Raw genomic sequence first — 11,374 nt, forward strand, 5'->3', positions numbered from 1 at the left:
ACGGTGCGGGCGCCGTTGCGCTCCCGGCGCGGTTGGGCTAGGGAATGGCCACGGCCAGCACCCGTAGCTCAGCTGGATAGAGCGTTGCCCTCCGAAGGCAAAGGTCACACGTTCGAATCGTGTCGGGTGCGCCAATTTTCCCCTTCATCGACAGCTACTTAGCTGCTTCGCCGATCTGGCGGCCCTGATCTTTCGAGGGGTGGTGTGCCAGGGGTGTGCCAAAGATGCTGGCGGTTTGCGTGGTGTCGGGCGCCTCCACGGCGTCCCACAAGCGAAGAAATTTGACACAGGCAGACCGATTCGCCGCGTGAAGGTGGGATAGCCTTCGACTTAAGATTGATCCGCTGCCCTGATCCGGCCAGTTTGCAACCTGGAGGTTGGCATGGGCAGGGTGTGGGCCGGTTTTGTCGCGGTGCTCCTTCTGGTAGCGCTGCCCTCTGTCGCCGATGCAGGCGATCTCGCCCTGTCCGGCAATGCCCGCTGGGTTGTTCTGGCCAGCCGACCGGGCCTCGACACCGCCATCGGCGTCGCGCGCTACCATCGCTGGCAGTTCCCGAGCGTGCGTGTCGTGCGCGCGGCCAACGGCTGGTTCGCGGTCGTCGCCGGGCCGGAGAACGCTACCGATCCGCGCGCCCTGCGCCAGCGCCTTACCCGTGCGGGTGGCCTGCCGAGCGACTTTATCTTCTCGCGCGGTGATAGCTACGTCGAGCAGGTCTGGACGCCGCCGCGCCCACCGGCCGGGCCGAGCGCCAAGTACGACGGAAAACGCGACAGCGTCCTGCGCGTCGGCACTCTGTCCGTCATGCTCAGCAGCGTCAGGGGGAAGGACGGCGACCGCCACCCGGTGGCTGTAGGCCGTGAGGATGGGCAGTCGGCTTTCGCCCTCTCCCTCGATCAATCCACGCGCGGGACAGACGACGATTCGAACACGGACTTCGCCGAGGTCGCCGCCGTGCGACTCGACCCGATCTCGCCCCGCCTCAGCGTCGTGTTCTCATCGTTCTGGGGCGGCGCCCACTGCTGCACGGTGACGAAGATCGCCACGCAGGACTCGCGCACAGGCCGCTGGTTGGTCGCGGACGGCGAGACCTTGGATAGCGGCGGCTACGCCTTCGAGGATCTCGACGGAGACGGCACCTACGAACTGCTCAACGGCGACAACAGCTTCCTCTACGCCTTCGGCCCCTATGCCTCGTCCAATCCACCCGCTCAGATCCACTGGTTGCGCGCCGGACGGCTGGAGGATGTGACCCGCCACGCCAACTTCGCGGGCTACCAGCGCCAGCGGCTCGCAGGGATGGAGCACGCGGCAAACCTCGACCCCGAGCGGTGGCATGACAACAACTTCCTCGGCGGCTGGGTCGCGCAGAGCATCCTCGTCGGACGCGGTGAGGCCGCGTGGGCGCGCATGCTGCAACTCTACGACCGCAATGCCGAGTGGCCCTACGAGGAATGCACGGTCGCCCTGCCCCTGGCCAAGTGCCCGGACGCACGGAAGCGCAAGACCGACTTCCCGACCGCGTTACGGCGTCACCTGAACGAAGCGGGCTATCCGACGCCCTGGCTCGGACCGCTGGCGGTGGCACCGCCCGCGATCACTGTGCCTGCGGGCCCTGCCCGCTACGAGGTCGCCGCTGCGGCCTTCGAGTCCCAGCCGGTGAATGAGCGCATCCGCCTCCAGGTGCTGCTGACCGCCACCGGCCATCAGGTCGCCGTGCCGAACGTCGATTTCTCCAAGCGACTGTTCGAGACGGTGGTGCGCTTCCAGTCGCAGAGCGGGCTACCCGTCACCGGCGTGATCGATGAGGGGCAAGCTACCGCGCTCATGAGCGAGGCGACGCCGTTGCTGCGCATCTGGGGTTTTCGCGCCGCGGCGCACCCGTACCGGGGCCACCCGATCTGGGTGCCGTTTGGCCTCGGGCTGCGCGAGGAGCGCACGGGCTCGGGCGTGACCTGGACCGACCCGGCTAAGCGCGCGACGCTCACCTACATCGCCACCCCGAGCGCGCTCGAAGACGGCTACCGCGCCGCCCTCGAACGGCTCGCCGGGGACGGCGCACGGGTGAACTACAAGGTGCTGCGCCCGGACTTCTTCGCGATCTCGGCGTCCGGAACGGACGGGCTGGACTGGTACATGCGCTTCCATCGGGACGGGGCTGGCACGCTCGGCTTCTTCCTGGCCTGGAAGTCAGCGGAGACCGACCTGCACATGGAGCGCGTCGCGGTGCTGGTCTCGGGGTCGCTGGCCGCCAGCATGTCGGGCGCGCCGTTCACGGCGCCGATCGCCGTGGCCCCGCCGCCTCCGGCGGTCGCGGTGGCCACGCCCTCACAGCCGGTCGTTCCGACGCCGCCCGCCGTCGCTCCCCGATCGCCGGATCTCAAGCCGCACACCGCCTCGTCGGGCACCGGCTTCTTCATCAGCCGCGCTGGCCACCTTCTGACGAACGCCAATGTGGTTCAGGACTGCTCAGCCATCGAGGTGAATGGACCGAACGGGCTTATAGCGGCCCGGCTTGTGGCTCAGGACCGGACGAACGATCTTGCGCTTCTGAAGGCGGAGATCACTCCGGTTAAGATCGCTGCCCTGCGCACGGGGGTGCGGCTCGGCGAGGCGGTGGCCGTCTTCGGCTACCCGTTGTCGGGCATGCTCTCGACCTCGGGTAACTTCACGCTGGGCAACGTCACCGCGCTGACCGGGCTCGCCGATGACAGCCGCTACTTCCAGATTTCGGCGCCCGTGCAGCCGGGCAACTCAGGTGGCCCGCTCGTGGACGCCTCTGGCAACCTGATCGGTGTGGTGAGCGCGAAGCTGAACGCCTTGAAGGTGATGGTCGCCACCAATGGCGACATCCCGCAGAACGTGAACTTCGCGATCAAAGGCTCGCTGGCAGGAGCGTTCCTGGAGAGCAACGGCGTGGCCTACACCACAGGGACTGACACCACCGCCCTCCCCCCGGCTGATCTGGCTGAGCATGCCAAGGGGCTCAGCGCATTCGTGGCTTGTCGGTAGGCCACAAACCGTCTCCCAGAACCAAGTGATTGCGGGACACGGCAAAACGGGCAGGGCGGCAAAGAAGGAATGGACCGCCAAACCGAGGGGGATTCTGGGACAGAGGGTGGGTCAACGAGGCCCGGATGCCGACGTTCTCGTCGACGTCGACGGCGGCGACAACAAAGGCGCACAGGCTGAGGAGGTCGACGGCTCGGGGACAACGATGACGAAAAATTCTGCTTTATGTGCCAATAATTGTGACTACATACCGTGGCGGACCTACAATGAACATGCGATAACTATCTGGAGGTAAATTGTCGCCGCAATAAATTGAAAGACGTTAGTGTCGTGAGTAAAATTGATTTTACAACACTGCGGGCTTCGGTAGAAAAAGGATTATTGATAGAACAGAGAATTGGTCATAAAAATATTCTCAGCGCAGTTGATCGATCCATCACAGATTTTGGACTCGATGTAATAACATCAGAAGATACCTCTCGAATTCCGACAAATTTCCGAAGATTTCGCCGAAAGAGGCACGCATTCGTTGCGCACGATGGAAAATGCGCCCGTCTCCGAGCGACTGTTTCGGAGGTCCCCTGCTACGATCCTTACTATGAGTATGGCGAAAAATACCCGCGCAATTTCCTGGCTGAAGATCTGTTCTCTCAGAATTCTACGCGAGGCGATAACGGAGATCCAACCTATGGGGTCGTCTACGGCGACGCGCTATTGTTCACCAATATCAAATCATACTGGTGGGTCAATCAAAATTTACTGACAGATGATGAAATTATGATCAATGAAATGGACATAATTAGTACTAAAAGCGTGATCGCCACTCGCGGAGCAATCAATCGTTCTATACTTTTGCTGGAGCCTCCGCTCGAAGAAGACCTTGTTTCGCTTGAATTGCTTCTCAGTTAATACAAAGATATGTGCATGATTGTAGGTGTGTAGTATTATCGTCGCATTGACTGCGCGTGTCGATGCTCATCAAGCAGGCGGTCCACGCCATTAGGGCCTGACCTCGACGCCAACGATGTCGTCGAACGAAGGTGATGACGTCGTCGGTGTCGGCGTCGGACGCTGACATCGACGACCGCCTGCTGTTTACGGCAGGTCAGCTCGCGATCTTGAACAGGTCCACTACCCGCCAGTCGAGATGGTCAAGCTACAACCGTGCTGAGCCGCATCAGGTCGAGGCCGCGGCTTTTGTCGTAGACGACGAAGATGCCCCTATCGAGTCGGACGCCGAGGCGCACCGGCAGGCTGATCTGACCGGCGAGACGTTGCAGTTGATCGGGCGGCAACGTGTTCGTCCTGATCTCGTGGAGCACCCGCTGAATGATGAAAGCGAGGTGGTCGGCCATGACGCGGAATCGCAGACCATCTCCCGATCCCATCAGACCGATGCCTGGCGCCACATAGGCCCGACCGTCGATGGTGATCGGCCCGGTCGTGTGCTTCCGGCGCAGGATCTTGTGCTGCTCGTCCGTGAGGGGAGGCTCCTGCGTCGGCCCGAGGTCGTGCATCGCCGTGGGATCCGTCCGCAGGAGGATGCGGAGTAGGTCCGTCTTCGTCCAAGTTCTGTGCGGCTGCACGTCGAGGAGGGCCGCGGTATCGGCCCCGATGTGCGCAAACAGGATCAAGTTGCCCTGCTCTGCTCTCGCACCAGGCCGACGCGTCGGCCCGATGTGGAAGTGGGTCACCTTCCACTGGTTGAACATCAGGTCGGCCTTGGGGTCCGCCTTGCGCTTCCGGATGCTGTCGCTCACCCAGCGGGACATCGGCGCACCGATCCGCAGTGCGGTCACGATGTCGTCGATCGCTGGATAGGCGGCCCTATGGGTCTGTGCCTCAGTAGAAATCAGCACGGTTCGGGGGCGCTCGACGACGCGGCGCGCCCGGTAGTGCAGCCAGTCCACGAGATCCCGGCCGGGCGCCGCCCCCGTCCGGAGCCTGCCGAAGTCGGCGAGGATCATGGCGGCGAGATCGGCTTGCGTTTCGTCTACGACCAGCATGGCCTCGCCCTACAGAACGATCTCCCGCGTCTTCCGACCGCCCCAGTCGTGCCAGGGCTTGGCCTCCTCGGTCCCGCTCAGCACGTCGAAGGCATTATCCACCTTTACGGCCCCAAATTAGCACGGCCCGCCGATCCGGAAGGCCTGAGGCAACTGTCTTTCGCGGACGAGCTTGGAGGTCGGGCAGGAATTCGAAGATGAATTCGGCAAGATCGAGCTGACTCTCACCCTGCATGGCCCCCCTCCGATCAGGTCGCCTCTGTCTTGGGTAGGGCAGCCGATCTCGACGTCGTCAATCAAAATGATGATTAAGGACACGGCAAAACAGGCCGGGCCACAGAGGGGAAATGGACGCCGAAAACGAAGGGGATTCTGGGACAGGGACGAGGCCGGGAAAGCGCCAATCAGTAGACGCCTGTTTGTACGCGGAGACCAGAGAGCTGGCTGGCCAAGGTCATCGCGAAGCTCCTCGCACTCGGAGGGGCTGACGTCGTCATCCCGTAAGCGACCAGTGACGTCGACGCCGATCGGGTGACATAGGAGATCCGCACGGAAGGTGAGACCAGGGACGTCGCCAAGCCCGACGTCCGCCATCCGATGACGTAGCCAATCGACCCTTCTCAGCTCTTCGACCAGTTCTACTACCTTGCGACACCCTTCATCTCGGGCAAGCGCGGCAAGGGCTTCGACCTCGCGATATTCGATCAGATGATGAAGGTGTACGTCGAAGGGGTCCACCGGACCTGCGCGGATCTCCGCGTCACGGGTAGCCCGAATATCACGGTCTTCTATCCGTCGACGATCTTCGTTGAGGAGCGCCCGGCGAACCTGACTGAGTGCGCCATGGCCAAGGACGCCGGTGAAAAGCTCTACATCGATCTCCCGAGGATGCTCAAAGGGGTCCGTGGCTACTACCGGCGGCTGCCGAGGCTCCCGACGGATCAGACGTCGAGCGTCCAGCCCGTCGAGATGGCGTCGGTCGAAGATGTGATGCTCGACGCGATACGAGCGGTCTCGTAGGCGACGGGGTCGCATCGTGAGCAGTCCTCAGCAAGCCGGGAGCCCATTGCGCCTGGGACGGGGCTGAGCCACAATACGACAGCGATACTCGAATTTTATTTATTCGGAGCCGTTAATGCCGCAAGAGGTCACCCTTCGGACAGTCGGCGAAGTGTTTTCGGAGCTTCGTCTGAGCAATACCGATCGGTTCGGCGAACAAACAATATCGGGCTGGGCATTCAGGGGCCACTCAGATGCTGACTGGCCCCTGCTGCCAGCAGTTTGGCGCGACGACTTTTTGACCGAAAAACATCCGTATCCTAATGATCTCCTGAAAAATCTAGCGGCCGACAGTGCTGCCAAACAAACATCTAGCCCTACTGTGACCGATCTAATCCGGCGTCATCGACCGAGGTACTTAGATCTTGCCGAGCGTTTGATTACAGAGCATTGCTTGATGCGAGCTTTCTTCGAGATGGCGTCCGATATTGGGCTTCTGGAACGCACTTACCATTGGCCGATTGTCTCAGAGAAGCTGGATCCGACTCAACTCGTATCGCAGCCCGATCTAAGCGATTGCACTATAGCCCAGCATTATGGCGTACCAACCCGTCTCCTGGATTGGACAAAGGACCCTCTGACCGCGCTGGCCTTCGCCATCGAGCATGCGCAACCGCCTTGCACGATCGCGGTCTGGGCCTTTGATACAGACGCGTTCGAGGAGCATTTGAAGATAAACAAACCCACGACGGGGACTCGCGTGGTCATCGTGCGGGGAGAAAACGCCACAAACCCCTATCTGCACGCTCAAAGAGGTACTTTCACGTATGTTCAGGACGGAGACGTCGAATATCTGAGGAGCGGAAAATTTCCTACTGCCGATCAGCACATACCGGACCATTTGATGCGTAAATTCATCATCAATCTTGATCAAAATGACAAAATCTACATTACGAAGAGACTGATACGCGAACGCCGAACTAGGGCTCACTTGATGCCCACGCTCGGAAGCTGTTCTGACTTCGCCAGAAACATGTTCTCGTCGGGAATATTGGTGCATTGATCGCAAGGCAAAATGCTAGGGATCGATTTTAGCCCCTAGCGGAAATCCCGACGTCACAGATTACAGCGGCAGCTTTTGAGGATCGAAATCGACGAAATTGATACGTCCAAACACGTGCGACGCAAGCTCCTGCTTCTGGACGCTCCCTGTCTTCCTGTCGATGACAAAGCGTGAGACCTTTTCAGTCATCCACCCTGCGCCGGACCGGTCGTAGATGAAGCGGTATTCAGCGCCTGCGCCGTCTGGGCTTCCCGGATCGACAATCGTGAAGGACCCAGGATCCGTACGGATGAAATCAGGCGTGGCACCAGAAGGTTCGTAAGAGATCAACCGGGCATTTGACGCTACCTTACGCAATTGCCCCTTGGCGTCCCGCTCCATCAGCACGACTTCCAACCTACGGGGCGTCTCGGCTGACGTCGTCGCAGGATCTATCACCAGCAATGCGTCGGCACGGCCCTCGCCGGTGAGACCACCCATGACAGAGTCGACGACCCGAGCGCCCAAAGCGACGGTAGCGAGAAGCGCTGCATCCCCCATTGTCTTGCATCCTTGATTCGGTGATTGGCGCAGTGGGTAGCCTTCTGCACCGCTAGGCATTGCGTGTCCACATAATTCCTCTTGACCGCATTTTAGGGAGCAATGTAGACAGGCGCCGACGAACGAGGGGTGTCATGTCCCAGGAATTCTATACCGTCGATGACGTGGCGAACCGTTTGGCACTCCATCCAAAAACGGTTCTCAGATTAATTGGCTCTGGCCGACTTCGGGCGACGAAAATCGGAAAATCTTACCGCGTGATGCGGGCGGATATGGAGGCATTTGCAGGTGCTTCTTCGGGTCAAATAACCAAGCCTGTTCGAGTCACCACCATCGTTGACGTGCCTAATATGGATCGAGACGAGTCTGACAGGCTCACCAAATATATGCACGCGGCCTTTTTGTCGCGCACTGAGCGCTCCCAGCACTCTCATTTCGAGATTGTCTTTGATCCATTGGCTGAGCATGTAAAAATAGTCATAATTGGCTCTCCAGCGGATGCAGTAATACTGATTGGGGCTTTTGAGAGTTTTTCGGGTTCGGTCGCATGAGCGTGATATTCAAAGACAAAGCGATAGGCCGGGACATCATCTCTCGTTATCGCGAGCTGCTTGAACTGTGGCCGGTCGATAGTGAAAAATTCACGGTAATCACCCGGATGGGCGCTACATTTGCTATAGCCTGTGGGGATCAGGGCTCACCACCTCTTATATTGCTGCATGGGATGCAGGCGAATTCTGCCGTTTGGATGCAGGATGTCGCAAAGTTGGCCGAGCATTTTCGCGTATATGCTGTCGACATAATTGGTGAACCCGGGCTGAGCGCTCCGGCTTCTCCATCTTTCTCGGCTGACGGATATTCGCTTTGGTTGGATGACGTTATCGCCGCGCTAAAAATCGATGAAGCCTCCATCCTCGGTGTGTCACTGGGAGGTTGGATTGGCATCGATTGCGCGCTTCGGCGTCCCGGCTTCGTAAAGCAATTAGCGGTCGTCTGTCCGGCAGGGATTGGCCGTCAAAAGAATTTTCTGCTCAGGGCCGCCCCATTGATGCTGTTGGGCCCATGGGGGATACGTCGGATGAGAGAATTGGTTATTGGCCCGGAGCGGAAAGATCTAGAACCACAAGTTCAGGCGATCGTCGACCTGATGAACATGATCGGGCGGCATGCGCGCCTTCGTGCGCTACGTCCTCCAATCTTCAGCGATGTGGCATTGCGCTCCTTATATTTGCCCATGCTCGCCATAGTCGGCGGGCGGGACGTATTGATCGACTCATACGAAACGAAGCGCCGCCTTGAGTCGCTGGCACCGCGGGCTGAAGTTCGGCTTCTACCCGAGGCACTGCATTTCATACCGAATCAGATAGACGAGATCGCAGACTTTTTCGTCGAGAATAAGCAACTAGTCTGAGAGAGGCTGCAACGCATCGCGGAGCGGTCGTCCTCGATTGCGCAGTTGGTTCAGTAATGATCAACCGTCTTACAATGAGAACATTCGTCGACGCGCCACCACAATATCGAAAACACTTGAAAATCATGCGCCCTATTTTGCTGATCTGCTCGAACTGCGAGCGGTTCGCTCGATTGCGTCGGCAATAACCTTGTACAAGGATGGCGGGAGATCATGGCCCATCCCGGGGATCAGCATCATCTCCGCATCCGGGATCGAGGCCGCAGTGTCCTCGCCGCAGGCAGGCGGAAACAGTGGATCCTCCGTTCCATGAACAACGAGGGTCGGCGCCGTGATCGCGGCGAGCCGTGATCGGCGGTCACCAGCCATCGCAACCGCCGCAAACTGGCGTCCGAAGCCGCCCGGTGCGCGGCCTCGCCGAACCTCTTCCAGCAGGTGAGCGCGGCAGTCCTTTTCGTCGAACGGTTGGGCCGTACCCGCGATGTGCCGGGCGAAGGCGACACCGTGATTGAGGAAGCCCGCCTCGTCGACAGCATGATCAGGAGCGGGATGCATCATCATCGTCATGGCCTCGGGCGCGGCCGGTGGCAGGCCAGGATTGCCTGTGGTCGACATGATCGAGGTCAGCGAGAGAGCACGGGACGGGTGCTCGCTCGCGACGATTTGGGCGATCATGCCGCCCATCGAGCGACCGACGATGTGGGCTCTGTGTATGGCCAGGGCATCAAGCAGTCCGAGAGCGTCCGAGGCCATGTCGTCGAGCGTGTAGGCGAGTTTCGGCCGCCGTCCCTCGGTGAGCGCCGAGGCCAAGGACGCAAGGTCCATCGCGCCGTGCTCCGTGAAATGGGTCGAGCATCCAGTGTCTCGGTTATCGAAACGCACGACACGGAAGCCGCGCGACACCAGCTCGCGGCAAAAGGGGTCGGTCCAGCGGATCATCTGCGTACCGAGCCCGGCGATCAGAAGGATCGTCTCAGCCGCCTCGTCGCCGAAGCTGTCGTAGGCCAGGATGATGCCGTTGGCTGCCACACGGGCCGATCGGGGTTCCGTGCTCATATCCGGATGGCCTGGAGACGATCCGTCCACTGGAGCAGATGCTCCTTCATCACGCCGTCGCGGACGTACGCGATCTCTTCTGCATCCAACCGCTCGACGATTTCGAAGCTGAACGCTTCCGCTCCATGCGCATTCCATGCGGCCTGAAGCGAGCGGTGCGTGTTCGTACACTGCCGGAGGGTGAACCAGAGGCGGTTCTGGATCTTGGACAGGTCGGGCGCGCTGCCAACCCAAACCTCACCGGAGGCCATGCAGCGGACGGCGTAGATACCGCTCTCAACCTCCCGCTTCTTGTAGGCGCTGACAGCCGCCTTTCGGTCTTCCGTTCTCATCACGGGCCCTCACAGATCGGTAGAGATGCTATCGAAGGCATCCCGCCGACGCAATATCACCCGGGTATAATTGACGGAAGAGGCTGGGCGCGGCTACTGGGCGGGATGGAGGAGCCATGCCAGGAGAAGCAATTAGGACGTTCACCGCCTTCGTGGGCGTTCGGCGACTGGCCAGCGGTCGCTTGATCGACGTGGCTCCCGCCGTGAAAGCGCAGGCGGCGGAAGGCAGCAGTCCGATCTTGACCTTCGATGACGGATCCGGTGTCGTCGTCGACCTCGATCTGCGTGGTACCGAGGCGGAAATCACCGCACGGCTGGCTGAACTCGCGAACGCGGGAGACGGCGCGAGCACAGTCGCGAATCGACCGGATCACGAGGGCGCCCCAAGGAGCCGCGGTCGCCCGAAGCTGGGCGTAGTCGCCCGCGAGGTAACGCTGCTTCCTCGACAGTGGGAGTGGCTTGCATTGCAGCCAGGAGGTGCATCGCAAGCGTTGCGGCGCCTCGTGGACGAAGCGCGGCGGGCAGACGGTGGGCAAGCCGAGATGAAGGCAGCGAAAGAGGCCGCGTATCGCTTCCTCTCGGCGTTGGCTGGCGATCTGCCCGGGTTTGAGGAGGTGATCCGGGCGCTTTTCGCCGGGGATGCCAACGGCTTTGCCGAGCGCATGACGGCATGGCCACCGGACATCCGAGACCATGCGCTGAAGCTTGCAGCTCTTTCCTGAGCCAACAACGTAGGGTGGATGGTTGAGGTCCCGTTCACTGACGAAGTCTCAGTGAACCCGCTGTTGCTCCCGCTCGACTGTCGAAGCCCAGAATGCCGTGCAATGAGCTGGAGTGCACCCTGTTTGACCGGACAGGCAGCGGGGCGGGTTTAGGCAGTCCGGCTGAGGTACTCTCGGGGCGAGAGCATGCGCAGGCCGGAGTGCGGGTGGATGGTGTTGTAGTCCTCGAACCAAG

At 60.6% G+C, this 11,374-nt stretch carries 11 protein-coding genes and 1 tRNA gene; 8 read left to right on the plus strand and 4 right to left on the minus strand.

The genetic code is table 11. From position 1 onward, the window contains the following. The first annotated feature begins 57 nt into the window (after positions 1–57). The 3 genes from ACLBX8_RS26710 (at position 58) to ACLBX8_RS26720 (ending at position 3,919) form a co-directional block, all read left to right on the plus strand. Positions 58–134, plus strand: a tRNA-Arg gene (locus ACLBX8_RS26710). 248 nt (positions 135–382) lie between these two features. Next, on the plus strand, positions 383–3,010 hold the full coding sequence (locus ACLBX8_RS26715; protein WP_447716071.1) for a trypsin-like peptidase domain-containing protein: 2,628 nt from the start codon (positions 383–385) through the stop codon (positions 3,008–3,010). A gap of 330 nt (positions 3,011–3,340) precedes the next feature. After that, positions 3,341–3,919: a hypothetical protein gene (locus ACLBX8_RS26720; RefSeq protein ID WP_447716072.1), complete on the plus strand. Its 579-nt coding sequence runs from the start codon at positions 3,341–3,343 to the stop codon at positions 3,917–3,919. Between the two features lie 242 nt (positions 3,920–4,161). On the opposite strand, the gene ACLBX8_RS26725 is transcribed toward ACLBX8_RS26720, so the two are convergent. Then, on the minus strand, positions 4,162–5,016 hold the full coding sequence (locus tag ACLBX8_RS26725) for a hypothetical protein (protein WP_447716073.1): 855 nt from the start codon (positions 5,014–5,016) through the stop codon (positions 4,162–4,164). Positions 5,017–5,724: 708 nt separating this feature from the next. On the opposite strand from ACLBX8_RS26725, the gene ACLBX8_RS26730 reads away from it, so the two are divergent. After that, positions 5,725–6,036 (plus strand): hypothetical protein, encoded by a 312-nt coding sequence (locus ACLBX8_RS26730; RefSeq protein WP_447716074.1) that lies wholly within the window; start codon positions 5,725–5,727, stop codon positions 6,034–6,036. A 115-nt stretch (positions 6,037–6,151) separates the two neighbouring features. Further along, on the plus strand, positions 6,152–7,078 hold the full coding sequence (locus tag ACLBX8_RS26735) for an FRG domain-containing protein (protein ID WP_447716075.1): 927 nt from the start codon (positions 6,152–6,154) through the stop codon (positions 7,076–7,078). Positions 7,079–7,138: 60 nt separating this feature from the next. On the opposite strand, the gene ACLBX8_RS26740 is transcribed toward ACLBX8_RS26735, so the two are convergent. Continuing rightward, positions 7,139–7,558 carry a hypothetical protein gene (locus tag ACLBX8_RS26740; RefSeq protein WP_447716076.1) on the minus strand — a complete coding sequence of 140 codons (420 nt, stop codon included), beginning with the start codon at positions 7,556–7,558 and terminating at the stop codon, positions 7,139–7,141. A gap of 194 nt (positions 7,559–7,752) precedes the next feature. Here ACLBX8_RS26740 and ACLBX8_RS26745 point away from each other — a divergent pair, with 194 nt between their 5' ends. Both ACLBX8_RS26745 and ACLBX8_RS26750 read left to right on the plus strand, forming a co-directional pair. Next, positions 7,753–8,169 (plus strand): helix-turn-helix domain-containing protein, encoded by a 417-nt coding sequence (locus tag ACLBX8_RS26745; protein ID WP_447716077.1) that lies wholly within the window; start codon positions 7,753–7,755, stop codon positions 8,167–8,169. Further along, a complete protein-coding gene (locus ACLBX8_RS26750; RefSeq protein ID WP_447716078.1) occupies positions 8,166–9,029 on the plus strand; it encodes an alpha/beta fold hydrolase in 864 nt (287 codons plus the stop codon). Before ACLBX8_RS26745 ends, ACLBX8_RS26750 begins: the two co-directional genes overlap by 4 nt. 132 nt (positions 9,030–9,161) lie before the next feature. Here ACLBX8_RS26750 and ACLBX8_RS26755 read toward each other — a convergent pair whose 3' ends face one another. Both ACLBX8_RS26755 and ACLBX8_RS26760 read right to left on the minus strand, forming a co-directional pair. Further along, a complete protein-coding gene (locus ACLBX8_RS26755) occupies positions 9,162–10,058 on the minus strand; it encodes an alpha/beta fold hydrolase (protein ID WP_447716079.1) in 897 nt (298 codons plus the stop codon). Positions 10,059–10,081: 23 nt separating this feature from the next. After that, complete coding sequence (locus tag ACLBX8_RS26760; RefSeq protein WP_447716080.1) at positions 10,082–10,417, minus strand: GIY-YIG nuclease family protein; 336 nt, start codon at positions 10,415–10,417, stop codon at positions 10,082–10,084. A 116-nt stretch (positions 10,418–10,533) separates the two neighbouring features. Between ACLBX8_RS26760 and ACLBX8_RS26765 the strand changes: the two genes are divergently transcribed. After that, positions 10,534–11,139: a DUF2239 family protein gene (locus ACLBX8_RS26765; RefSeq protein WP_447716081.1), complete on the plus strand. Its 606-nt coding sequence runs from the start codon at positions 10,534–10,536 to the stop codon at positions 11,137–11,139. The last annotated feature ends 235 nt before the right edge of the window (positions 11,140–11,374 follow it).

This window comes from Methylobacterium sp. D48H (assembly GCF_053345715.1).

Coding starts and splice junctions, on each gene's coding strand:
- ACLBX8_RS26715 (WP_447716071.1), top strand. CDS start 383: ATGGGCAGGGTGTGGGCCGGTTTTGTCGCGGTGCTCCTTCTGGTAGCG.
- ACLBX8_RS26725 (WP_447716073.1), bottom strand. CDS start 5,016: ATGCTGGTCGTAGACGAAACGCAAGCCGATCTCGCCGCCATGATCCTC.
- ACLBX8_RS26730 (WP_447716074.1), top strand. CDS start 5,725: ATGATGAAGGTGTACGTCGAAGGGGTCCACCGGACCTGCGCGGATCTC.
- ACLBX8_RS26735 (WP_447716075.1), top strand. CDS start 6,152: ATGCCGCAAGAGGTCACCCTTCGGACAGTCGGCGAAGTGTTTTCGGAG.
- ACLBX8_RS26740 (WP_447716076.1), bottom strand. CDS start 7,558: ATGGGTGGTCTCACCGGCGAGGGCCGTGCCGACGCATTGCTGGTGATA.
- ACLBX8_RS26745 (WP_447716077.1), top strand. CDS start 7,753: ATGTCCCAGGAATTCTATACCGTCGATGACGTGGCGAACCGTTTGGCA.
- ACLBX8_RS26750 (WP_447716078.1), top strand. CDS start 8,166: ATGAGCGTGATATTCAAAGACAAAGCGATAGGCCGGGACATCATCTCT.
- ACLBX8_RS26760 (WP_447716080.1), bottom strand. CDS start 10,417: ATGAGAACGGAAGACCGAAAGGCGGCTGTCAGCGCCTACAAGAAGCGG.
- ACLBX8_RS26765 (WP_447716081.1), top strand. CDS start 10,534: ATGCCAGGAGAAGCAATTAGGACGTTCACCGCCTTCGTGGGCGTTCGG.